Raw genomic sequence first — 21,395 nt, forward strand, 5'->3', positions numbered from 1 at the left:
TCCAGGAAGACGCCGTTGCGTACGAGGGCTGACGCTGCCTGACCGGGGGCCGCCGCTCCTGGAGTACGCTCGCAGTGGGTCGCTTTCGCGCTGGCACCGCGGCTGAGCATCCTGGTGGCGTGGGGCGTGCTTTCTGTGGCTATAGTCCTGGGCGAGTTCGGGGAGCTGTTCGGCCTGCCGGCGTGGCTGCAGGACGCGAGCCCGTTCCGGCACTCTTCCGCCATGCCGGTGGAATCCTTCAACCAAGCGGGGGCGGTGGGCCTGCTGCTCGTGGCGGCGGCCGGGGCTGCGCTGGCCGCCTACTTCCTGCGCCGGCGGGACCTCACAGCCTGATGACGCACGCACGGTAAAACATAGAACCTTCGGGCTTTTCCCGCACACATGACGCTCCTATAGCTGTCAATCGTCGAGTTGAGCAGTGGCAGTGGCAGCTTGGTGTCAGCTGCCCACAATTGGGGACAATTCTTAACGGGTTATCCACCGCTACGACTGCCGAGGGAGCTGCCCAATGGCTCCCAAATATTCCAGCCGTGGATAACCCCGAATTGCCCCCAACCGTGGACAGCTCAAAGTCACCTGGTCTGCGGATAGACCAAGCACCGGAGGATGTCAGAAGGCTACAAACCAATCAACCGCGTGCCAGCTTCTTTCGAACGTGGTAGTGCGGCTGTTCTCATGGAACAATCTGCCCATCGGCGCCTAGACCACCCTTCGCCGCAAAACACCAAAGTCGGGAGCATCAACATGTTGCGTAAGCAAAAAGTCTTGGTTGCCTCGTTGATCACCGCTGCCGTCGTCGTGACACTGGGGCCTTTGTTGGGTTGGGAGTGGGGCGCTGGCGTTCTTATAGGTTTGGGTGCCGGCTTGGGCACTTGGATTGGAGTTAGGTCCGGTAACAAGCATGCCAAGGAAACAGACGAGTATCGCGAGCAGTGGTTGAACAAAAGAGCCAAGCGTCAGCAGCCTGGGCAAACGTCACCTGAGTCCTTGGACAGTGACAACCCCGGAAATTAGTACGTCCTAGGAGACTGCCTCAAGTACAGGGCTCTGGGATCCAGGAGAGGCTGCCGCTCGGATATGTAGCCACGGCGGAAGCCCGCAAGGGAGCCCTCAGCGTACGCCGGGCGGCCAGTACCTTGTCATGATCCGGCTAGTCGCTGGTCCACATGGCATCAATGAGGGAACCGTAGCTCATGTCGCTGTTTGTCATCTTCCCTGCGTCTTCGTAACGCAGCACGAGCCAGTCCGACTGGTACCCGTCCTCCCCTAGCGTGCGGGCATACTCCTGTGCGGCACCACGTGTCCAAAACTGGTACACCGCAATCTCGTCTGCCACGATTGCTGCTCTACAGCTCACCTGAGCTGAGCAGACCTCGGAGGTTACGTCCCGGGCGTTGGTCACCGGAAGGTTCGGCTGGTACTCAAAAGCCTCCACTGCGTTGCCAGGACTCAGGTACCAGCGATTGAACAAAGCGACGTGCGTCAGGAACAAAGCCGGCAGGAGCACCACAACAGCGGCAATGACCCACCGACGGAATCGACGCGACTGACCAAGCCTCTCGTTATCCCCCATGCCGAGAGTTTAGTGGAAGCGGTGGGCTGGTTGCCCTTGCCCTTGCCGATCCCGGATGAACGGTCAGCCTCAGCCTCTCGCCGGCGCCGCTTGTTCCTCCAGCCATCGCCGATACGCGGAGATGAGACTATCGTTTCTGGTTTGCCCGCGCTCCAGTCGGGAAAGGTAAGACGGCCATTGATGTAGGTGCTCGGCCGCGTTCTGAAGGGTCAGTCCCAGCTCTTGTCGGAGCGGTCGCAGATCGGCAATTGAAGGGGCCGGGACGGGGTTCATAATCTGTCGAAAAAGTTCGCGGGCGACATAGCGCTTCAGGCACCGCATGATTTCCCGTTTGCCTTTACCTTCCAGCGTTCGTTTGGCCACGTATGCCTTCGTCCTGGGATCAGAGCCCATGCGCACCAACACGACATGATGAAGGGCCTTGTTGGCATTGCGGTCCCCGCCGCGACTCAGCCTGTGACGGCTCGTTTTGCCCGAGGACGCGGGGACGGGCGCTACCCCCACCAGTGCCGCGAACTGGGCCTCGCTGCCGACACGTTCCAGGTTGTCGCCCACTGTCACCAGCAGCTGGCTGGCAACCTCAACACCGACTCCCGGAAGGTCGCAGAGCAACGGCGCGTACGCATCAAGAATTTCCTTCAACGCCGAATCGGCCTCAGTGATTTCCTCGGTAAGTGACTGATATCTGCAGGCCAGTTTCTTCAGAGTCCACGCAGTCACATGGACGGGGTCTGCATGATGACCAGCAGGCCTGGCCCGTGACATCGCCGCGATCATGGCCGCCGTCACCATGCCACGGTATTTCTCCCTGATCACCTCGGGAGAGGAGACCAGAAGATCCTTGATCTGGTTGATCGCAGCAGTCCTCGCCTTCATGGCCGACGATCGTGACGCCCGCAGCACACGCATGCACTCCACCGGGCCGTCCTTGTCCTTGGGAACAGCAGTGCAGCGCTCAGCCAACACCGATTCAGTGGCGTGATATGCATCCAGAGGATCGGACTTGCCCCTGAGCCGGCGCTGCTGACGGTTGGGCCGGTTCACCTCCACCACGGACAGGCCTTCGGAGCGCAGCACCTTGGTCAGCGCAGCACCGTAGGTGCCGGTGCATTCAACACCGAACGCAACAACCTCCCCATAGGACCGGGCGAACTCAACAATTTTCCGGTACCCGGATCCTGTTGCGACGAATTCACGGTCCGCCAGAGGCCGGCCGTGCTCGGTAACAACGGCAACGTGATGAGTGTCCGCATGAGTATCCACACCGACAATGACTCGGACTTCTTCCTTATCCGGCATAGTGCCTTCCCTGACGAAGCGAGATCACGTGGCCTGGGTGGGCAGACAACACGGTGAGGGGATCATGGTCAAGCTCCTATCAAGTCATGACCGCCCAGCCCAACGCGAAAAGGTCATGAACCAGCGGACAATACATGTGAAAGACAGCGCCCCGAAGAACGCGTCAAGTGGACGAAGAGTCACACCGGTTCAAAACCAATACCATCATTACCGTGGACGACGGGGACCCACCTGGCCGGCTGCTCACAAGCGCCAGGACACCACGAGCGGGAATTTCACCACCGGGACCGGCGAATACGCACAGCCTGGAAACAGCGAGCACGCCTTGGAATGAATTAGCTTCCCACTTCACTTTCCCTCCGACTTTCAAGATCAGCTCAAGCCATTTGATGGAGCCGGAGGAGGTCTTTAGTACCGCAAGTTTCCCTAGTAGGCCGCACCTAAAAGGACTATCCTTCGCATAGGTGTCGACGCAAAGACGTAATTGGATACCTTGATAAAGCCCCGGCGCAATACGCGCCACGGGACTGTTCGGCCTCTCAGGCCGTCGCATTGGCTTCAGCGTGTGTATCTACGCACCCAGTGAGTCAACCAACAACTCAGATGCCCAGGGCACACTTGTCCATGTCTTTGTGTGCCTTCAAACCGTGCAGGCTTTCCACACGATCGCCGTGCTTAATCACACGTCAATTTGCCGCGCATCTGACTCATGCTTGGAATCCTTTGAAAAGCGGACAAACAATGAAATCCCTGAAGATACTCCTTGTGCCACTCCTGCTCGTTGGCGGCTTGGCCGGCGTCCCCGCAGCGCAAGCAGCGGCATTACCCCCCAGCCTCGCCGGTGAAGTCCTTACAGGGACTCAAGGTCCGGAAGGTGCCGTGGGGACCTGCAACAGCGGAGCAGCAGCGGGCACATTCACCTATCATGCAGAGGGAACGGCCACGGGCCCATACCCCGGCACTTTCGTGGAGGACATCACCATCGGTGCGGGGTACATGCCCTTCAATTTGCCGGAGTCGGCACCGACCATGACTTCCTTCCACGCCACCTTCACCATCACCAGCGGCTCAACAATAATCACCGGCACCAAGGAATTACCTGAATTCGCGCCCGGATTCGCCTGGTGCACTGGTACCTCACAGCCCGTTTTCTACGGCTTCTTCGAAACCACTGCCCTGACCTACTCCGCGACCATCGAGACCGACGGCAGAACATACGTCGACAGCGGAACAGCCAAAGCGCGGGACGCAGAATTCGACGGCAACCGCGCGGCTGCGCACAAGACCTTCACCGAGGAGTTCCTCACATCCAACGGCGTCGCCCCTCGTGAGCCGCTCACCAAAGAAGAGTGCAAGAACGGCGGCTGGAAGATCTTCCCACAGAAATTCAAGAACGAGGCTAAGTGCAAACAATATGTGGCCGAGCACTGACCGCCTAGAGGAGCGACTTGGATTAGGGTGCAGTTCACGGTGAGACCCAATAGGGCACCCGCACGCAATAGGCAGTGACAAGAGTCTGCCTATTCGAACTGGATCCCGAGCCCAGCCGGCTTCCCCTTTGTCATGATTCGACGGCCATAGGAGCATGATGAGATGGAGCACCCAGCGATGAAAATGATGCTGCTGACCGCCGGGACGCGCGGCGACGTGGAACCCTTCTTTGCGCTGGCCCGGGCCGCCGCGGCCCGGGGGCACCAGGTCCGGATTGCCATTCCGGAGAACTCCGGCGCGGACACCGCCGGGCTGGACACCGTCAGCCTGCGCATGGACTTCGCCCGGCTCGTCAGTGACCAGGGGGTTTCTCCCCGGGCTGCGGCCAGGACGTTCCGGACAGTGATCCGGCCCGCGGTTAGCCAGCTGCTCTCCGCGGCCGTGGAGCACATCGCGGCCTACGCCCCGGATGTGGTGGTCTATCACCCGAAAATCCTCAGTGCTCCGGCCGCGGCCCACAGGCTGGGGATCCCGTCAGTGCTGGTGGAGACCGTGCCCGCGCTGACGCCCACCAGGGAGTTCCCGTCGCCCATCATCCCCGCGGCCAGCCTGGGCCCGCTGAACCGGGCCAGCTACGCACCGGCGAGGGCGGCCACACTGATGTTCAGGCGGGAACTGCAGGCTGCCCTGGAGATCCTGCCCGGCAGAACCGGACCTACAACGGAAACCCGCGCCACACTGATCCCCGTCAGTCCCCACCTGCTTCCCCGCCCGTCCGATTGGCCGGCGTCGGTGCACCTTACGGGCCACTGGGCCGAAAAACCCGCGGCCGCGGAGATCGACGACGAGCTGTCGGCTTTCCTGGACGGCGGGGACTTTGTGTACGCGGGGTTCGGCTCAATGAAGGCCGGTGACGCCGCGGGCCGGGGCACGGCGATCATTGAGGCGGCCCGGAGGAACGGCCTGAGGGTGCTGGTTGCCACGGGCTGGGGAGGGATCGACATTCCGGCGGCCGCGATGGGCGGCGACGTCCTGGTCAGGGAGTCGGTGGCCCACCACATGGTCCTGCCACGCGGCGCGGCCGCTATCCACCACGGCGGCGCTGGAACGGTCCACGCCGTGGCACGGGCAGGTGTTCCGTCCGTGGTGGTGCCGTTCATCGCTGACCAGCCGTTCTGGGGAGCGGTCCTGCACCGGCGCGGCCTCGGCCCGAGTCCGCTCCCGTACCGGAAACTCACCGCGGACAAGCTGGCCAGGGCCCTTGGCGAAGCCCGAAGCTGCCGGAACCAGGCCGCGCGCACCGGTGAGCTGATGCGCGCAGAGGATGGGACCGCCGTCGCGCTTGGTGTCCTGGAAAGCCTGGCGGGTGCGTAAAGTTCCGCGGGCCGGCGTTCAGGCAGCCCCGGGAACGCTGGCCGGAAGATGGCGGGCGGGGTCGAACGCGTCAAAGGATGACGCGCCGATCAGGAAGATGCCCCGCTGCGGAATCCAGAAGTCGCCCAGCCGGGTCTGCACGCGCAGGGGCTGCAGGCTGCCAAAGTCTTGCCCGGCCAGCGAGGCAGAGCTCCGGGAGACGAACCACATACGGCGGGGTTTCGCCCGGAAGCCCTGCCCGTTGGGGACGGCGCCCGTCAGCCCCAACCGGCCCGCGCGGAGCGCCGGACCCGAGGCAGCACCCATGGCCTTCAGGACCGCCGTGTTCTCCAGGACCGCGGCAGGCAGGGCCGCCAGCACCGCCGTCATCGCACGGGTGACGGGCGTTGATGCCAGCTCAAGGTCCCACGCCAGGTCCACGTCCCCGCCAATGCGGACACTGAACGCCGAATCGCCCGTCCAAATGACCGTGATGGGGCATTGGACCGCAGCCTCCAGCGCCGCTCCGAAGTAGCGGGCGCAGGACACAGCAGGCGGGGCGTCGGCGTAGATGGTCCAGGAGCCGGAGGGCCGGCGTAGCCACACCGACCTGTACCCGGGCCCAACACTGGTCACGGGGAAACGCCGCATGGCCAGAACATGGCCGGAACTGAAGGACAGGCCCATCACCCCGTACCCGGAAAACCGCTCATCGTCCCCGGGCCCCAGGACGGCACTTTGTTCAGCTTCGAGGACCTGCGCCCGGATTGTCTTCATGGCTTCCTGCCTCCACAGTCAGCGGTGGCGTCAGTCTACGCCCGGCTGTCCTGCCGCGGGAGTGACCCGGATCCGGGAGATGCGCAGCCGGTCCATCGCCGTCACGGTGAGCACGTGCCCGGCCACCTCTACGCTGTCGCCCACCCGGGGGAGCCGGCCCAGCCGGTCGATGACGTATCCGGCCACGGTCTCATAGTGGCCCTCCGGCAGTTCGATGCCGGATGCGGTTTCGAACTCCTGCAGGATCAGGGCGCCGTCCACGTCCACCGTCCCGTTGGCCCGTGTGATCCGGTCCTCGGCGTCCACGCCGGTGTCGTACTCGTCGTAGATTTCTCCCACCAGCTCCTCCACCAGGTCCTCGAGGGTGACGATGCCGTCCGTGCCGCCGTACTCGTCCACCACCAGCGCGATGTGCTGGCCCAGGCGGCGCATCCGGGACAGCGAGGGCAGCACTTTGTTGGTGCCCGGCAGTGGAAGGATCTCCCGCACGATGCCCCGCACCGGACCGTCGTCGTACCCTCCCTCGCGGGGCATAAGGTCACGGATGTGGACAAACCCCAGGACGTCGTCGGGCGTCTTGTCCATGACGGGATAGCGCGAGAACGGGCCGTCCCGCACCATGCTGCGTGCCTCGGCGATGCTCAGGCTGCCGTTGATGAACGTCACCTCGGTGCGCGGGCGCATCACCTCCTGCAGCGAGCGCTCGCCGGCGCCGAACACGTCGCTGAGGATAACGCGGCTGTGTTCCTCCAGCATGTCGCTCTCGGCCACCATGTCCCACAGTTCCTCGGAGCTGATGCTTTCCTGCTTGGCGTTGGGGTCGCCGCCGAAGAGCCGCACCACCGCGTCCGTGGAGACGGACAGCAGCCAGACGGCGGGCCGCATGATCTCGGAGAGGACGCCCAGCGGCGGGGCCAGGACCTTGGTAAAGCCGACGGCGCTCTGCATGGCCAGGCGCTTGGGCACCAGTTCGCCGAGCACCAGGGAGAGGTACGCCACCAGCAGCGTCATGCCGATGAAGGCGACCGGCTCGGCCGCGGAGCCGAATCCGACGCCTTCCAGGAGGGGCTCGACGTCCGGCGCGATGGTGGACGCACCGTACGCGGCGGAGAAGAATCCGGACAGGGTGACACCGATCTGGACGGTGGACAGAAACCGGTTGGGGTTGCCCGCCAGTGCGGCGATCCGGGCCCCGCGCTTGCCGGATTTTTCCATCCGGCGGACCTGGCTCTCGCGGAGGGACACCAGCGCCATCTCCGTGCCCGCGAACACCCCGCCCAGCAGCACAAAGAAGAGGACCAACAGGAAGTTGAGCAGGGTGTCGCTGTCCATGATCAGACATTACCCAATGGCGCCGCGCGGGTTACGCTCCGGGGCTTTGCGGCGTAGGGTCTGAGGGACCATGACTGAACAGCAACCCTATGAGCTCGTGAGGCGCTACCCGCACTTCGAGCTGCGCCGCTATCCCGCCTATGCTGTGGCGGAAGTCCAGGTCAACGCGACTTTTGACCGTGCCGGGAACGCCGCATTCAGGCACCTCTTCAACTACATCAGCGGCAGCAACACCGAACGGCAGAAGCTCGCCATGACGGCGCCCGTCATCCAGGCGCCGGGGGCCTCGCAGAAGCTGGCGATGACCGCCCCCGTGCTCCAAAGCGGCCCGCTGCAGGGCGGCACACCCACTGATTTTTCCGTTGCTTTTGTGCTGCCCGCGGGGGTCACCGCAGAGGCGGCGCCCGTGCCGCAGAATCCCGACGTGAAAATCCGTGCCGTCCCCGGCTCCCTGACAGCGGTTGTCCGGTTCTCGGGCAGCGGTTCGGAGGCCGCGTTTGCCCGGCACAACGAGGGGCTGCAGGCCGCGCTGAACCTGGTAGGGCTGGCGCCCGTGGGGCCGCCCCGGTTCGCCCGCTTTGATCCGCCGTTCAAGCCGTGGTTCCTCCGCCGCAACGAGGTACTGCAGGACGTCGTTGACTCCTAAGGAAAGGACGACGGCGGAGGGTGCGTTGGTCAGGACGCGCGGTCCCTCGCGAGGAACCGGCGCAGGACGGTGGCCGTCAGCCAGGTGACCAGGCTGCAGGCCGCGGCGCCCCAGAGGATGTCCGTCACGGCGACGACGGCGGGGAAGTCGTTGAGCACGGCAAACGCCGTGAGCGCCCAGGTGGCGTAGGTGAAGAAGCCGAACAGCGCCGCGCCAGTGACCCGCTGCCGCAGGGTGGCGTGTGCGTCGTTGGGCCGGACGCCGTAGTGCACCATCCCTGCTACAAAGATGAGGTAGAAGGCCACGGCTCCGGCAGCGTTGGGCCTGGGGGCAATCAGGTGGCCGATCTGGCTTTGGTAGAGGTTGCTCGCCACGAAGCTGATCCAGACGAGGTCCAGCACAGCGAAGATCACGGCGGTGACCGCGTAGGAGAGCAGCCATCTCTTGGTCCGGGTATTCATGCTTGGCTCCTTGACTCGGCGTAGAGGTTCTCCACGATGTGGCGGGCGCGCTCGGTGAACGCGGTGCGTTTGAGTTTCATGGTGGGTGTGACCATGCCGTTGGCCTCGCTGAGGTCGGCCAGGAGCAGCACGAACTTGCGCACCTGTTCGGAGCGGGCCAGCTTTGCGTTGGCGGCACTGACCGCCTTGCCGATGGTGCTGAGGAGGCGGGCGTCCTCGATCTGGACGGCGCCGCCGTCGTCCGGGACCCGCAGCCCGGCGAGATCGTTGATGCCCTCGCGCTCGGCCCACGCCGTGACCGACTCGGGGTCCAGCAGCACCAGGCCGCCCAGGTACGGTTTGCCCTCGCCCACCATGATGGCGTGGGCCACCAGCGGATCGCCCTCCACATAGCCCTCCCAGATGGCCGGGGTGATGGTCTTGCCGCCGGCGGTGACGATCACGTCCTTGATCCGGCCCTTGAGGGTGAGCCGTCCCAGCTCGTCGAGCACTCCGAGGTCCCCTGTGTGGAAGTACCCGTCCGTGAACGCGTCCTGGTTGTCCGCCGGCCTGCGGTAGCCGGCGAAGACGCCCACGCCGCGGGCCAGCACCTCGCCGCGGTCCGAGATGCGCACGGTGGTTCCGGGCATCGGGACGCCCACCGTTCCGGCGCTGATGGCGTCCGGCATGTTCCCGGTGAGCGGCGCGGTGGTTTCCGTGAGGCCGTAGCCCTCGATGACGGGCAGGCCCAGGCCGCGGAAGAACAGGGAGAGCTCGGCGTCCAGTGCGGCGGCGCCGGAGAGCAGGTAGTCCAGGCGGCCGCCCACCAGCGCGCGCAGCCGGGCGTAGAAAAGGCGGTCGAACACTGCATGCCTGGCACGCAGGCCGAGCGGGGCGCGGACGGAGGGGTCGGCGTCGTGCGCTTCGGCGAACCGGCCCCACTCCACCGCGGTCTGCTGCGCCGCCACCCACACCCGCCCCAGGTGCTTACGGGCCGCGGCGGCGGCAGCGGACGCCTGGATCTTCTGGAGCACGCGGGGGACTACCACCAGGAACGTGGGCTTCAGGACGCCGAGGGCGGGCACCACGTCCCTGGGATCGGAGAGGTGGGCGATGCGCATGCCGTTGGCCAGGCAGATCAGCTGCAGGCCGCGGGCCAGCACGTGGGCCATGGGCAGGAAGATGACGGTGTTGCCGCCTTCGCGGACCACGCCCGTGTAGGCGGCGCCCACGTTGAGCACCTGGCCCACGAAGTTGCCATGGGTGATCAGGGCGCCCTTGGGGGCGGCGGTGGTGCCGGAGGTGTAGACGATGGTGGCCACCGAGTCGAGGTCCGGCAGCAGGCGCCGCTCCTCGACGGCGCTGTCCGGGACGCCGGCGCCGCGCTGCGTTAGCTCGGCAAGGTCTGCGCCGGGGCGCGGGTCCATGGTCCAGACGCCCAGGCTGGTCCGTCCGGCCTGTTCAAAGCCCTGTTCCAGCAGGAGGGCATGCCCGGCGGTGCCGGCGATGGCCAGGCGGACGGCGGCGTCGTCGAGGACCGCGGCCACCTGGGGCAGGGCGGAGGTTTCGTAGACGGGGACCACGACGGCGGCGGCGAACCACGCTGCCATGTCCGCCACCGCCCACTCGTACCGGGTGGGCGACATGATGGCGAGGGATTCGCCGGGCTGCAGTCCGGCGGCGATGAGGCCTTTGGCAAGGGCGCGCACCTCCCCGACGAACTGCCGGGTGGTCACCTGGCGCCACGGATCCGTGATGGCGCCTTCGGAAGCGCGCACCTCGAAGGCAATGTGGTCCGGGGACGTCCGGAACCGCTGCATCAGCAGCTCCGTGGCGTTCCGGTGGCTGGACGGTTCAACCAGCAGCGGGGTGGAGAACTCTCTCAAGCGGTGTCCTTTGGTGTAAGCGTGTGCAGGTGGTCCTGCATGAGGCGCTGGGCGGTGTGGAGGAACCCGGCCACGGCGTCCTGCTGGGCGGCGGGCAGCGAATCGATGTGCCGGTTGGTAGCGTCCATGAGGGGCCGCATCAGGTGCATGATGTCCCGGGAGGCGGCGGCGGTGGCGCTGACGTTGACATGGCGGCGGTCGCCTCCGCCCCGGAGGCGTTCGGCGTAGCCACGGGTTTGCAGCCGGTTGACGATCGCGGTAGTGGTGGCGGCCGTGGCGCCCAGCTTCACAGCGAGGTTCCCCACCGTCATGGGTCCGGACTGGGACAGGGCGGAGAGGGCGCGGTAGTCGGTGAGGTTCAAGCCCAGCCTGCCTGCCACTTCGCGTTCGGTCTCGTTGGCCAGTGCCAGCACTGCCTGAAGGGCAATGGCGGCCGGATGGTACGTGCGTGCGCTCATGGTTCCTCCTCTCCTTCGCTAGTCTATATAGTAATTAGATAAGCTTGTAATCAAATCAGTTTGAATAGGCGGTTGCGCCGGTGCCTCCAGCGGCTCCCGGCGCGGCGTGCGAAAGGAACATCCTCATGAAGGACTCGGACCGTAAGGCGCTCATCATTTTTGTCATTGCGGTGCTGGTGGGGGCTCTCGTTGCCGTCGCCGGCAGCCAGGGTGGTGCCACCGTGGGCGGTTTCCCGTTGTTCGGCCTGGGGGTGGCGGCGGCGTTCCTCATCCAGTGGCTGGCCTTTATCCCCGCGTTCAAGGCGCAGACCGAAAAGTACTACGACCTCACCGGCGCCCTCACCTACATCTCCATCACCGTCCTCCTGGTCCTGCTCACTCCCGGCGTTGATGCGCGGGGGCTGCTGCTGGCTGCCATGGTGGTGGTGTGGGCGGGGCGGCTGGGAAGCTTCCTGTTCCGCCGCGTCAGCAAGCACGGCAAGGACGACCGCTTCGACGAGATCAAGCAGTCCTTCCTCCGCTTCCTGAACACCTGGACCGTACAGGGGCTGTGGGTGGTCCTTACCGCGGCCGCGGCCTGGATCGCCATCACCTCCGCCACCCGGGTGGGACTGGACTGGTGGGCGCTTGCGGGCTTCCTGGTGTGGGCTGTTGGCTTCGGCATTGAGGCTGTGGCGGACAGCCAGAAGGGCCGGTTCAAGGCGGACCCGGCCAATGAGGGCAGGTTCATCTCCACCGGCCTGTGGTCCAAGTCCCGGCACCCCAACTACTTCGGCGAGATTGTGCTCTGGATCGGTGTGCTCCTGATCGCCGTGCCGGTGCTGGAGGGCTGGCAGTGGGTGGCCCTGCTGTCCCCGGTGTTCGTGGCGCTGCTGCTGATCAAGGGCAGCGGCATCCCGCTTCTGGAGAAGAAGGCGGACAAGAAGTGGGGCGGCGAGCCCGACTATGAGGAGTACAAGAAAAACACCCCGGTCCTCATCCCGAAGCTGTAGGGGGAGCTGGCGAGCATCCTTTGGCCAGTGATAGGGACGCTGGACCCTAGCCCTGGCTGAGCCAGGTGGGTACGGTGTCCGCATGCAGAAGATATCGATTGATGCGCTGGCCCGCCAGCAGCTCGAGGCGGCGGTGGCGGCTCCCAGCGGGAGGGCGGCGGACACGGCCTTCGGCGGCCACGAGAAGAAGCTGCGCCAGACGGTCATGGCCTTCCGGGCCGGCACCCAGCTGAGCGAGCACCAGAACCCGGGCGAGGCCACGGTCTACGTGATCAGGGGATCGGTCTGGCTTAAGTCCGGCGGTGAGGCCTGGCAGGGCAAGGCCGGGGACCTCCTGATCGTCCCGGACGGGCTGCACAGCCTGGAAGCCGAGGAGGACTCGGCGGTGCTGTTCACGGTGGTCAAGACCGACCGGTAGTTTCAGCGGCCCGCAGCTGTGCCAGCAGCCAGACGGTCCGCGGGATGGGCCAGATGATCGCCAGCGCGAGCACCGGCACCAGCGAGACTCCGACGTCGGGAAACTGGCGGATGATCACGGACAGGTGGGTGTCGAACCGGGCGGGCGCGTACGCGAGGCACAGCCACAGGGCGAAACCGTCCAGGGCGAGCGCGGCCGTGCCCACGGCCAGGGGTGCCAGCCGGCGCCCCGGGGCGGACCGTCCCCTGAGCAGGAAACGGAGCGACAGCCACAGGCTCATTACCTCCGCCATCAGCAAAGCCAGCGCAACTGCCCAGCTGTAGCGCTGCAGCCAGTCCTCGTGGATGACCGCAGGCACGGGGGAGTGGCCGTGGAGGATCCGCAGGATGTTGGTGTCGATGGCCTTCAGCCGGGATGGTGTGGCAGTGTCGTTGCCGTTGATCACCAGCGCTAGGCCAAGGCCGGAGGCCGGAGCCATGGCCAGGTAGGTGTGGCTGTTGCCCCATTCCCCCTGGTGCTCCAGCAGCAGCGGCAGCTCGGTTTCCGGGACCGTTTCAGCCGTTGGGTCCACGGACTCCACCAGTGGCCGGGTGAACCAGCCCATGGCGTACCCCTTGGACCCGTCCACCTGAACCCGGGGTTCGAACATCGCCGCCACGCTCGCAGGCTCAAGGATCCGCGCCCCTCCGTACCTGCCGCCGTCGAGCAGTGCCGCCAGCCCGTTGCCCAGGTCCTCGGCGGAGGCATAGAGGGTGCTGGACGGCATCCCGGCGAGGGGTGCAGGGACGTCGGTCTGGAGCCAGAACGAGCTGAACCACCGGGAATAGCCGGCCGCAACACTGTCGTCCTGCGCGGCAGCCCGGGTGGGATGGCTGTGGACCATGTCCAGCGGCCCAAAGACATGCTCCTCCAGATAGTCCCCGAAGGGTTGGCCGGATACGGTCTGCACCAGGACGCCCAGAATGTTGAAGTTGGCGTTGGCGTAGTGGAAGCCCCGGCCCGGTTCACCGGCCAGGGGAGCGTCCGCCAAGGCGCGGACTGTCTCCTCCAGGGCTTCCGGGTCCTGGCGGCGGGAGGCTTCGAAGGCGGTGTCCCGCGAGCTCATGCCGCTGGCCTGGTGGAGCAGGTGCCTGACGGTGATGGCCGCCGAACGGGGGTCATCGAGCGTGAACCACGGCAGGTAGGTCTGCACCGGTTCATCCAGCCGCAGCCGCCCCGCCTCAACCTGCTGCATCACGGCGATTGCGGTGAGGGACTTGCTGGTGGAGGCCAGCAGGACAGGGGTCTGGGGAGTCATCGGTCTTCCGGACGGGTCAGCCTGGCCGAAGGCGGCGGAGTGCACCCGGGTCCCGTCACGGACGACGGCGATGGCGGCACCGGGAATGCCGAGCGTTTCCATTTGCTCCCGCAGGAACGAGTCCACGGCCTGGTAGTCCTGCCCGCGCTGGGCAGGCGGGGTAGCAGCACCGAGAGTGGTGGCCAGGAGGAGGCACAGCAGGAGGCAGCGCGATAACCACGAGATACTCCGCATGGTTGCACCTGCTTCGGCCGACCGTCCCTTCATGGTAGGGCGTGGCGGAACGGAAAACAATGACGCACGGGCGCCTGCACGGCTACCCGGCTGGGGGGCGGCACGCCTCACTGGTTAGGCTGGCGCCATGGACTTTCAGCTTCGCCAGGCCACACCCGAGGACGCCGAGGCGGTGGTGCTCATGCAGACGCTGGCGCATGAGGAGTGCTACCCGCACCTGCTCTCACCCGGGTTCTTCCGCGGACGCCGGGCCAGCATCCCGGAACGGGTGGAGCGGCGCCGGCCTCACCTGGCCGTCCCGGATCCGCGGATCATCGCAGTGGACGCCAGCAATGAACTGGTGGGCTTCGCGGACGCCGGCCCGGGCCGCGACGACGACGGCCCCGAAGCGCTGGAGCTGTACTCGATCTACACCCTCCGCCGGACGTATGGAACGGGGCTCGGCGCGGCGCTCATGCGTGCCGCCATCGGCGACGGGCCGGCCTACCTGTGGGTGGTGGAGGACAACCCAAGGGCGCTGGCCTTCTACCTGAAGCAGGGTTTCCGTCCCGACGGCAAACGCAACATACTGCCGCCCGAGTGGGAGGCGCTGCCCGAGTTCCGGATGGTCCGGCAGGCATCGGCCTGGGTTACCCCCGCATAGACTCGCCAGCATGAGTGACAGCCGGGCTGAGATCGATTGGGATTCCGCACGCGCCAGTAATCTGGCCAACTGGGAGGACCGGGTCCCCCTGCACGAAGAGGCGTACGGCCTCAGTGCACTGGATGATCCCAACCATCTGACCAGCGTTGTCCGGACGGACCTCTCCGCCATGGTGCCCTACCTCCCGAACGGCACGGTCTCCGGCCTGGACGTGTGCCACCTTCAGTGCCACATCGGCACGGACACGCTGTCCCTGGCCAGGGCCGGGGCCCGCGTCACCGGCGTCGACTTCTCCCCGGCCGCCCTGGCGTCCGCCGCCAACCTGGCCGCGCGTCTCGGCCTGGATGCCACGTGGGTGGAGACAGACGTCCTGGAAGCCCGCGCCGCCGTCGTCGGCTCTTTCGATCTGGTGTACACCAGCATCGGCACGATCAACTGGCTGCCGGACCTGGACCGCTGGGCGGTCCAGGTGGCAGGGCTCCTGCGGCCGGGAGGGACCTTCTACATCAGAGACGGGCACCCGGCCCTGTACGCCATTGACGAGCACGCGGACGGACTGCAGCTCCGGTACCCATACTTCGGCACAGGCCAGGCGCAGGTGTGGGACGACGCGACAACCTACGCCGGGGACGGCACGGTGGCGCATTCCCGGACCTATGAGTGGGCGCATCCTTTGTCCGCCATCATCAACTCCCTGATAGGAGCCGGCCTGCAGATTCTCCGGCTGGACGAGGGAAGGACCCTCCCCTGGAAGTTCGCGCCCCGCATGGTGGAGGTGCCGGACGGTTTCGCGTGGCCCGAAGCCGAGCGGGACCGTGTGCCCTGCACGTACACGGTCATCGCCCGGAAGCCGGGGGAGCAGGCGGAGCCTGCAGGACCTCCGGAAGGAACCCGGACTACTCCGTAACGGCCGCCGGAACCGCCTCGCCCTGGCGCTGCGCGGGAGTGCTGCGGCGGCGCCAGTAAGCGGCCAGGACGGCGCCGGACACGTTGTGCCAGACGGAGAAAATGGCGCCGGGCAGTGCCGATTCGGGGGTCAGGTACTGCCGGGCCAGGCCTGCCGCGAGGCCGGAGTTCTGCATGCCCACCTCAACCGCGGTGGTGCGGCGGGAAGGAACCGGCAGCTTGAACAGGCGGGCGGCGCCGTAGCCGAGGGCATAACCGAGGCCGTTGTGCAGGATGACGGCCACAAGGACCAGCAGCCCTGCGGCGAAGATGGCCTTCGCGCTGGCGGCAACCACTGCAACCACCACGGCCGTGATGGCGAGGACCGAAATCCAGGGGAGGGCGGGCAGCGCCTTGGTGACCAGGCGCGGCAGGAAGAGCCGGATGATGAGCCCCAGCAGCACGGGGAACAGCACGATCTGCACGATGGACCACGCCATGGAGCCGGCATCCACCGGCATGTACTGGCCGGCCAGCCACAGCGCCAGGACGGGGGTCAGCAGGGGAGCCAGCAGCGTGGACACGGTGGTCATCGCCACGGACAGCGCGACGTCGCCCCGGGCCAGGTAGGAGACCACGTTGGAGGCTGTTCCGCCGGGGCAGCAGCCCACCAGGATGACGCCGGCTGCCAGCGCCGGCGGCAGCCCCAGCGCCGCCGCGATCAGCCAGCCCAGCAGCGGCATGATGGCGTACTGCGCCACCACGCCGATCACCACGGGGACAGGTCGTTTGGCGATGACGGCAAAGTCAGGGGGAGTAAGGGTCAGCCCCATGCCGAACATGATGACCCCCAGCAGGGGGTTGATCCAGGGGCCGAGCCCGGTGAAGGCGGTGGGGGTGGCGAGCGCCACGGCACCTCCGGCGAGGATCAGCACGGGGAAGAGAGTGACGGCGATGCGGGCGCTGCGTTCTTCGGCGGCAGAGGCCGTCGTCGAAGATTCGGGTAGGGAAGACATACCTACCGGATTATCACAGCGGAGGCCGGGTTTTGGAATCAGGGAGTCTTGATGACACTGCCCACCCGCCGGGGCGGGTGGGCAGTGTGGCCGTGCGCCGCGCGAACTGTGCGGCGCACGGCCGGGTGTGTACTTGTGCGGTGCGTACTAGATGCGCGCGGATTCCTTCTCGCGCTCGGCCGGCTTGTAGGACTCCCAGAACGTGGCCCCGGTGATGCCGAGGGGGCGGGGGTCGAAGACCGGGTCGAGTCCGAGCTTCTGCTGGCGCTCAAAGTCCTTGAGCGCCTTGAAGGCCGGCTTCTGCAGGATCAGGATGCCGATGATGTTCAGCCACGCCATGAGGCCGACGCCGATGTCCCCCATCACCCACGCGTTGGCGGCGGTGTTCACACAGCCGTAGGCGACGGCGATCAGGATGCCCACCTGCAGGGCCATGGTGGTTACGCGGCCTACGCTGGCACGGATGCCGGGGATGACCTTGCTGGAGGACTTGCCAACAAGGAACCGGAGGTTGGTTTCGGCCATGTAGTAGTAGGCGATGATCGTGGTCAGGCAGAAGAAGAACAGCGTGACGGCGATGAACGCGGCGCCCACGCCGGGGAAGACGGAGTCGAACCCGGTCTGCACGTACTGGGGACCCACCACGGCCGTGGCTGAGAGCAGGCCGCCTTCGGCGAGGACCTCGCCGTCTTCGGTGCCTCCGGAGAAGACGCGGTAGGCGCCGGTGGAGAGGATCAGGAAGCCGGTGGCCGAGCAGACGAACAGCGTGTCGATGTACACCGCGAAAGCCTGGACCAGGCCCTGCTTGGCCGGGTGGGACACCTCGGCGGCGGCAGCGGCGTGCGGGCCCGTGCCCTGGCCGGCCTCGTTGGAGTAGACGCCGCGCTTGACGCCCCACATCACGGCCAGGCCAATGATGGCGCCGAGGGCCGAATCCATGCCGAAGGCGCTGCGGAACACCAGCGAGATGATCTCCGGGAGCTGGGAGGCGTTGATGACCACAACGATCAGGGCGAGGATGATGTAGCCGACGGCCATGAACGGCACCACGAACGAGGCGACGCTGGCGATGCGCTTGACGCCGCCGATGATGACGAACGCCAGGACGATCACGGAGCCCACCGAGACGATCCACGGGTCAATGGTCCATGCGCCGGCGATTGCGGTGGCCATGGAGTTGGCCTGGACACCGGGCATCAGGACGCCGCAGGCCAGGACGGTCACGGCGGCGAAGACGTAGCCGTAGACCTTGAAGAAGCCGGCGCCCTTGGTGTGGGACAGCGCGCGGGAGAAATAGTAGGCCGGGCCGCCGCGGTATTCGCCGGACAGCGGGTCGCGGGTCTTGTAGATCTGGCCCAGGGTGGACTCGATGAAGGACGTGGATGCGCCCAAGAAGGCCACCGCCCACATCCAGAACAGGGCGCCAGGGCCGCCGAAGGCGATCGCAGTGGCGACGCCGGCGATGTTGCCGGTGCCCACGCGTCCGGACAAGGACATTGCCAGGGCCTGGAATGAGGAGACGCCGGAGGCGGATTTTTCGCCCCGGAACAGCTGCTCAATCATTCCCTTGACGTGCCGGACCTGCAGGAAGCGTGTCCGGACCGAGAAGTAGACGCCCGTGGCGAGGCAGAGGTAAACGAGCCAATCGCTCCAGATCACGCTATTTATTGCTGACAAAACACCGCTCATAAGTGTGGGTTCCCTCCATGGAAGAGCGCGGGTGATGCGGTTCGGGTGTGGACGCTGTTGGGTGAACGAAAGTGGCGCACACCACACCAAAACCTGTGAAGTGTCGCACAAAGGCGCGTCGTCCGTCCATTTGACTAATTCCCAGGCTGCCGCACACGTCACATTGGCGAATTTGTGGTGGATGCTGCAATGTGCGCGAGACTTGGATTCCGGCCCCGACGAAAGCAGTTGTTCCTTGATCACTCTCCAGCAGGACGCAGAAGGCTTTATCCGGATGAACCGGCACTACCCCGCAAGCGTCCGCATCAGGATCCATTTCCAGGACGGCAGCACCGGCGAGTTCTCTGGCCAGGCCCTCAACAACGCCTACGATGCGGCCCTTGCGGAGTTTCGGGCGAAGAACAACCTCGACGCGCGGGGATACTCCCGGACGCCCGCGAGCCGCTCGAACTCCGGCAACAAAATCGACTTCGTTCCGGTGCACCCCGGGATGGGCGGGGAGTAGGCGCACCCGCTTCCCCTCAAGACCGCCGCTTCGACCCCTCCGTCGTTGGGTCGGCAGCGCCGACGGCGGCCGTCGGAGGTGCAGGGAAACACGCTGCTTTCTGATTGGCGACAGAAATGAAGCACTCACTTTGCCCTGACGGTTGTTGGTAGGTTCGAGAACAGCCATTTAGGGGGGACATCATGAAAAATCGGATTTTTACAACGGTGGCCATCGCCGCCGCACTACTGGTATTGCCTGCCTGCTCGGGCTACCAGGGAATTGCGGCTGTCCACCGGGAAATGGACGCGCGGGATAATCTGCCTGCCGACGTTCGGAACTCAAGCCCCGACCAACCTTTTGATTTTAGGCTTCTGGTCGAGGACGCGGGAGTGAAGTATTTCGCAGCCGAGAGCGAAGACTTCACCAAGGCATGCATAGCCGTCTATCCCGTCGATGAGCCCGACCAGTGGAGCATCGGATGCAGCGACGGGATTACGCATGACCGGGAAATTGTGACGGTAGGCCACGTCGGCCAGCCGACAGCGAAACTGGTGACGACAGGCTTCGATACCCGCGCTCTTGAAGACAGTGGTTGGAAGAAGATCCACGACAATGTCCTCATCGGCAGAATGTAAAAGCTGCTCAGTACGTCAGCGCGGGTTCTCCAGCGAGATGGTCTCCAGGTGCTCCGGGACGCGGACTTTCCAGCCGAGCTGGTGCTTGATGCGCGCCCGGAGGGCGTCAGAGGCGTCCGGTTCCCCGTGGGTGATGTACGTCATGGACGGCGCCTGGGGCGCAGCCTTCATCCATTCGATGATGCCGGTGGAATCAGCGTGCGCGGACAGTCCCTCCATCTGGATGACCTCGGCCTCGATCCTGACCTCCTGGCCGTAGATGCGCAGGTACTTCCCGCCCGCTGCCAGGCGGGCGCCCCGGGTTCCGCCCGCCTGGTAGCCGCTGAGGATGATGGCGTTCCGCCTGTCAGGTCCATAGCTTGCCAGGTGGTGGAGGATCCGGCCGCCGGTGAGCATGCCGCTGGCCGAGATGATGATCATGGGCCCGCCGCGGAGGTTGAGCAGCTTGGACTCGTCCGGGCTGCGGACGGGAACGGCCACTTTGTACATGGCCTCGAATTCGTGGTCCTTGAGCCGGTGTTCCTCGCGGTGCCGCTGGTACATGCCGGACGCGTCGATGGCCATCGGGCTGTTCAGGTAAACGGGGATGTGCGGAATGGCGCCCTTGGCCAGGAGGCGGGAGAGGTGCAGCAGCACCGTTTCGGCCCGGCCCACGGCGAACGCTGCGATCATGATGACCCCCTGCCGCTTGGCCACCCGCGTGATGATCGCGCCCAGTTCTGCTTCCGGATTCCCTGCCGGGTGTTCCCGGTTGCCGTAGGTGGATTCGGTGACCAGCACATTGACTGGTTCCAGCGCCCGCGGCGGGTACATCAGGGGGTCATTGGCGCGGCCAAGATCCCCGGTGAAGTGGACGGTCCGGCCGCCCAGTTTGAGGTGCACCTGTGCGGCGCCGAGGATGTGGCCGGCGGGCAGGAAGGTCGCCTCGATGCCCCCGGGCAGCGGGAACGGCGCGTCGAAGTCGCGGGTGATGAAACAGTCGAGTGACCGGACGGCGTCGGCTGCCGTGTAGAGGGGAACGGGAGGATGGTGCGCCGTGGACCCGGTGTGGTCGGCGTAGCGGGCTTCCTCTTCCTGGAGGTATCCGCTGTCCGGAAGCAGCAGCTTGCACAGCTCGGTGGTCCCGGCCGTTGCGTAGACGGGGCTGCGGAAACCGTCCCGGACCAGCGCGGGGACGTAGCCGGTGTGGTCCAGGTGCGCGTGGGTCAGGACAACGGCGTCGATGTTCGCTGGATTGACCGGGAAGGGCACACGGTTGCGGTCGCGGAGGCGTTTGTACCCCTGGAAGAGCCCGCAGTCCACCAGGACGTGCCGGCCCTGCGACCGGAGAAGGTACCGGGATCCCGTCACGGTATCCGTCGCCCCCAGGAAACGCAGTGTCGGGGGATGCTGTTCCCTCATGCTTGCTCCTCACTCACGGATGCTCGATGGTGACCGTGCCGGCGTCGCCATCCACGGTGACCTGCTGGCCGGTGGCCAGCCGCTGCGTGGCCGCCCCGGTGCCCAGGACGGCGGGGATGCCGTACTCGCGGGCCACGATGGAGCTGTGGCTCAGCGGGCCGCCCACGTCCGTCACGATGGCGGAGGCCATGGCGAACAGCGGTGTCCAGGCCGGCGTGGTGATCCGGGCAACCAAGACATCTCCGGGCTCCATCCGGCCGAAGTCCCGGGGCCCGCCCAGGACGCGGGCCGGAGCGGTGACCCGCCCCGAACTGGCACCCACGCCCTTGATGACATCGCCGTGCTGGCGCTGCGACGCCGCCGGCATCATGGACCCGAACGCCTTCTCCATCCACCGGCGCTCCGGGAGCATCTGCGGGGCGGCGGCCCTCGCCTGGCCCCGCCACAGCATCCGGCGTTCCTCGACGGCGGCTGCCCGGACGGGGCGGTCCGCCCCGGTGATG

The 21,395-nt window shown here is 66.1% G+C and carries 22 protein-coding genes; 10 read left to right on the top strand and 12 right to left on the bottom strand.

Annotated features, from left to right (window positions below; all coding sequences use genetic code 11):
- The first annotated feature begins 126 nt into the window (after window positions 1–126).
- Window positions 127–333, top strand: coding sequence for a hypothetical protein (locus ACKAE7_RS16770; protein WP_408979793.1), 207 nt, complete (start codon window positions 127–129; stop codon window positions 331–333).
- An 817-nt stretch (window positions 334–1,150) separates the two neighbouring features.
- Here ACKAE7_RS16770 and ACKAE7_RS16775 read toward each other — a convergent pair.
- Both ACKAE7_RS16775 and ACKAE7_RS16780 read right to left on the bottom strand, forming a co-directional pair.
- Entirely contained in the window at window positions 1,151–1,573 is a 423-nt protein-coding gene (locus ACKAE7_RS16775) for a hypothetical protein (RefSeq protein WP_188811293.1), read from the bottom strand.
- A 69-nt stretch (window positions 1,574–1,642) separates the two neighbouring features.
- Complete coding sequence (locus ACKAE7_RS16780) at window positions 1,643–2,872, bottom strand: IS110 family transposase (protein WP_408979794.1); 1,230 nt, start codon at window positions 2,870–2,872, stop codon at window positions 1,643–1,645.
- 966 nt (window positions 2,873–3,838) lie between these two features.
- Here ACKAE7_RS16780 and ACKAE7_RS16785 point away from each other — a divergent pair.
- Both ACKAE7_RS16785 and ACKAE7_RS16790 read left to right on the top strand, forming a co-directional pair.
- Window positions 3,839–4,303 (top strand): hypothetical protein, encoded by a 465-nt coding sequence (locus ACKAE7_RS16785; protein ID WP_408979795.1) that lies wholly within the window; start codon window positions 3,839–3,841, stop codon window positions 4,301–4,303.
- 162 nt (window positions 4,304–4,465) lie between these two features.
- Window positions 4,466–5,677 carry a glycosyltransferase gene (locus ACKAE7_RS16790; RefSeq protein ID WP_408979796.1) on the top strand — a complete coding sequence of 404 codons (1,212 nt, stop codon included), beginning with the start codon at window positions 4,466–4,468 and terminating at the stop codon, window positions 5,675–5,677.
- A gap of 18 nt (window positions 5,678–5,695) precedes the next feature.
- Here ACKAE7_RS16790 and ACKAE7_RS16795 read toward each other — a convergent pair whose 3' ends face one another.
- A complete protein-coding gene (locus ACKAE7_RS16795) occupies window positions 5,696–6,433 on the bottom strand; it encodes a hypothetical protein (RefSeq protein ID WP_188811295.1) in 738 nt (245 codons plus the stop codon).
- A gap of 30 nt (window positions 6,434–6,463) precedes the next feature.
- Window positions 6,464–7,765, bottom strand: coding sequence for a hemolysin family protein (locus ACKAE7_RS16800; protein WP_174175804.1), 1,302 nt, complete (start codon window positions 7,763–7,765; stop codon window positions 6,464–6,466).
- 70 nt (window positions 7,766–7,835) lie between these two features.
- Here ACKAE7_RS16800 and ACKAE7_RS16805 point away from each other — a divergent pair, with 70 nt between their 5' ends.
- On the top strand, window positions 7,836–8,411 hold the full coding sequence (locus ACKAE7_RS16805; RefSeq protein ID WP_310112358.1) for a heme-binding protein: 576 nt from the start codon (window positions 7,836–7,838) through the stop codon (window positions 8,409–8,411).
- A 29-nt stretch (window positions 8,412–8,440) separates the two neighbouring features.
- Here the strand turns inward: ACKAE7_RS16805 and ACKAE7_RS16810 are convergent, their stop codons facing one another.
- Genes ACKAE7_RS16810 through ACKAE7_RS16820 form a run of 3 tightly spaced genes read right to left on the bottom strand, consistent with a single transcriptional unit; the run spans window position 8,441 to window position 11,195 of the window.
- The gene (locus ACKAE7_RS16810; RefSeq protein WP_310112361.1) at window positions 8,441–8,872 is read right to left on the bottom strand and encodes a DUF2177 family protein; all 432 of its coding nucleotides are present in this window, start codon (window positions 8,870–8,872) and stop codon (window positions 8,441–8,443) included.
- On the bottom strand, window positions 8,869–10,737 hold the full coding sequence (locus tag ACKAE7_RS16815) for an AMP-dependent synthetase/ligase (RefSeq protein ID WP_408979797.1): 1,869 nt from the start codon (window positions 10,735–10,737) through the stop codon (window positions 8,869–8,871). The genes ACKAE7_RS16810 and ACKAE7_RS16815 overlap by 4 nt, the downstream gene beginning before the upstream one ends.
- A complete protein-coding gene (locus ACKAE7_RS16820; protein WP_408979798.1) occupies window positions 10,734–11,195 on the bottom strand; it encodes a MarR family winged helix-turn-helix transcriptional regulator in 462 nt (153 codons plus the stop codon). Before ACKAE7_RS16820 ends, ACKAE7_RS16815 begins: the two co-directional genes overlap by 4 nt.
- 125 nt (window positions 11,196–11,320) lie before the next feature.
- Between ACKAE7_RS16820 and ACKAE7_RS16825 the strand changes: the two genes are divergently transcribed.
- Entirely contained in the window at window positions 11,321–12,187 is an 867-nt protein-coding gene (locus ACKAE7_RS16825; protein ID WP_408979799.1) for a DUF1295 domain-containing protein, read from the top strand.
- 82 nt (window positions 12,188–12,269) lie between these two features.
- Window positions 12,270–12,605 (top strand): cupin domain-containing protein, encoded by a 336-nt coding sequence (locus ACKAE7_RS16830; RefSeq protein ID WP_104186300.1) that lies wholly within the window; start codon window positions 12,270–12,272, stop codon window positions 12,603–12,605.
- Here the strand turns inward: ACKAE7_RS16830 and ACKAE7_RS16835 are convergent.
- On the bottom strand, window positions 12,589–14,136 hold the full coding sequence (locus tag ACKAE7_RS16835; RefSeq protein WP_408979800.1) for a serine hydrolase domain-containing protein: 1,548 nt from the start codon (window positions 14,134–14,136) through the stop codon (window positions 12,589–12,591). The two genes, ACKAE7_RS16830 and ACKAE7_RS16835, sit on opposite strands and share 17 nt — an antisense overlap.
- A gap of 127 nt (window positions 14,137–14,263) precedes the next feature.
- On the opposite strand from ACKAE7_RS16835, the gene ACKAE7_RS16840 reads away from it, so the two are divergent.
- A complete protein-coding gene (locus tag ACKAE7_RS16840; protein WP_408979801.1) occupies window positions 14,264–14,779 on the top strand; it encodes a GNAT family N-acetyltransferase in 516 nt (171 codons plus the stop codon).
- A 10-nt stretch (window positions 14,780–14,789) separates the two neighbouring features.
- The gene (locus tag ACKAE7_RS16845) at window positions 14,790–15,686 is read left to right on the top strand and encodes a class I SAM-dependent methyltransferase (protein WP_408979802.1); all 897 of its coding nucleotides are present in this window, start codon (window positions 14,790–14,792) and stop codon (window positions 15,684–15,686) included.
- Here ACKAE7_RS16845 and ACKAE7_RS16850 read toward each other — a convergent pair.
- Window positions 15,676–16,680: a bile acid:sodium symporter family protein gene (locus ACKAE7_RS16850; protein ID WP_188811311.1), complete on the bottom strand. Its 1,005-nt coding sequence runs from the start codon at window positions 16,678–16,680 to the stop codon at window positions 15,676–15,678. The two genes, ACKAE7_RS16845 and ACKAE7_RS16850, sit on opposite strands and share 11 nt — an antisense overlap.
- A gap of 147 nt (window positions 16,681–16,827) precedes the next feature.
- Window positions 16,828–18,369 (bottom strand): sodium:alanine symporter family protein, encoded by a 1,542-nt coding sequence (locus ACKAE7_RS16855; RefSeq protein ID WP_188811313.1) that lies wholly within the window; start codon window positions 18,367–18,369, stop codon window positions 16,828–16,830.
- A 235-nt stretch (window positions 18,370–18,604) separates the two neighbouring features.
- Here ACKAE7_RS16855 and ACKAE7_RS16860 point away from each other — a divergent pair, with 235 nt between their 5' ends.
- Both ACKAE7_RS16860 and ACKAE7_RS16865 read left to right on the top strand, forming a co-directional pair.
- The gene (locus ACKAE7_RS16860; protein WP_188811315.1) at window positions 18,605–18,874 is read left to right on the top strand and encodes a hypothetical protein; all 270 of its coding nucleotides are present in this window, start codon (window positions 18,605–18,607) and stop codon (window positions 18,872–18,874) included.
- A gap of 182 nt (window positions 18,875–19,056) precedes the next feature.
- Entirely contained in the window at window positions 19,057–19,491 is a 435-nt protein-coding gene (locus ACKAE7_RS16865) for a hypothetical protein (protein WP_188811317.1), read from the top strand.
- 15 nt (window positions 19,492–19,506) lie between these two features.
- On the opposite strand, the gene ACKAE7_RS16870 is transcribed toward ACKAE7_RS16865, so the two are convergent.
- Window positions 19,507–20,892, bottom strand: coding sequence for an MBL fold metallo-hydrolase RNA specificity domain-containing protein (locus ACKAE7_RS16870; RefSeq protein WP_408979803.1), 1,386 nt, complete (start codon window positions 20,890–20,892; stop codon window positions 19,507–19,509).
- A gap of 13 nt (window positions 20,893–20,905) precedes the next feature.
- On the bottom strand, window positions 20,906–21,395 hold a 490-nt coding region (locus ACKAE7_RS16875; protein WP_408979804.1), incomplete at its 5' end, for a PEP-utilizing enzyme.

Source organism: Pseudarthrobacter sp. NKDBFgelt (assembly GCF_046097905.1).
In the GTDB taxonomy this organism is placed as follows: Bacteria; Actinomycetota; Actinomycetes; order Actinomycetales; family Micrococcaceae; genus Arthrobacter; species Arthrobacter polychromogenes.

What these genes read in the sequence shown, in the direction of transcription:
- ACKAE7_RS16825 (WP_408979799.1), top strand. Translation starts at nt 11,321, where the DNA reads ATGAAGGACTCGGACCGTAAGGCGCTCATCATTTTTGTCATTGCGGTG.
- ACKAE7_RS16780 (WP_408979794.1), bottom strand. Translation starts at nt 2,872, where the DNA reads ATGCCGGATAAGGAAGAAGTCCGAGTCATTGTCGGTGTGGATACTCAT.
- ACKAE7_RS16775 (WP_188811293.1), bottom strand. Translation starts at nt 1,573, where the DNA reads ATGGGGGATAACGAGAGGCTTGGTCAGTCGCGTCGATTCCGTCGGTGG.
- ACKAE7_RS16855 (WP_188811313.1), bottom strand. Translation starts at nt 18,369, where the DNA reads ATGAGCGGTGTTTTGTCAGCAATAAATAGCGTGATCTGGAGCGATTGG.
- ACKAE7_RS16830 (WP_104186300.1), top strand. Translation starts at nt 12,270, where the DNA reads ATGCAGAAGATATCGATTGATGCGCTGGCCCGCCAGCAGCTCGAGGCG.
- ACKAE7_RS16795 (WP_188811295.1), bottom strand. Translation starts at nt 6,433, where the DNA reads ATGAAGACAATCCGGGCGCAGGTCCTCGAAGCTGAACAAAGTGCCGTC.
- ACKAE7_RS16840 (WP_408979801.1), top strand. Translation starts at nt 14,264, where the DNA reads ATGGACTTTCAGCTTCGCCAGGCCACACCCGAGGACGCCGAGGCGGTG.
- ACKAE7_RS16835 (WP_408979800.1), bottom strand. Translation starts at nt 14,136, where the DNA reads ATGCGGAGTATCTCGTGGTTATCGCGCTGCCTCCTGCTGTGCCTCCTC.
- ACKAE7_RS16790 (WP_408979796.1), top strand. Translation starts at nt 4,466, where the DNA reads ATGGAGCACCCAGCGATGAAAATGATGCTGCTGACCGCCGGGACGCGC.
- ACKAE7_RS16850 (WP_188811311.1), bottom strand. Translation starts at nt 16,680, where the DNA reads ATGTCTTCCCTACCCGAATCTTCGACGACGGCCTCTGCCGCCGAAGAA.
- ACKAE7_RS16805 (WP_310112358.1), top strand. Translation starts at nt 7,836, where the DNA reads ATGACTGAACAGCAACCCTATGAGCTCGTGAGGCGCTACCCGCACTTC.
- ACKAE7_RS16870 (WP_408979803.1), bottom strand. Translation starts at nt 20,892, where the DNA reads ATGAGGGAACAGCATCCCCCGACACTGCGTTTCCTGGGGGCGACGGAT.
- ACKAE7_RS16810 (WP_310112361.1), bottom strand. Translation starts at nt 8,872, where the DNA reads ATGAATACCCGGACCAAGAGATGGCTGCTCTCCTACGCGGTCACCGCC.
- ACKAE7_RS16800 (WP_174175804.1), bottom strand. Translation starts at nt 7,765, where the DNA reads ATGGACAGCGACACCCTGCTCAACTTCCTGTTGGTCCTCTTCTTTGTG.
- ACKAE7_RS16845 (WP_408979802.1), top strand. Translation starts at nt 14,790, where the DNA reads ATGAGTGACAGCCGGGCTGAGATCGATTGGGATTCCGCACGCGCCAGT.
- ACKAE7_RS16820 (WP_408979798.1), bottom strand. Translation starts at nt 11,195, where the DNA reads ATGAGCGCACGCACGTACCATCCGGCCGCCATTGCCCTTCAGGCAGTG.
- ACKAE7_RS16865 (WP_188811317.1), top strand. Translation starts at nt 19,057, where the DNA reads ATGAAAAATCGGATTTTTACAACGGTGGCCATCGCCGCCGCACTACTG.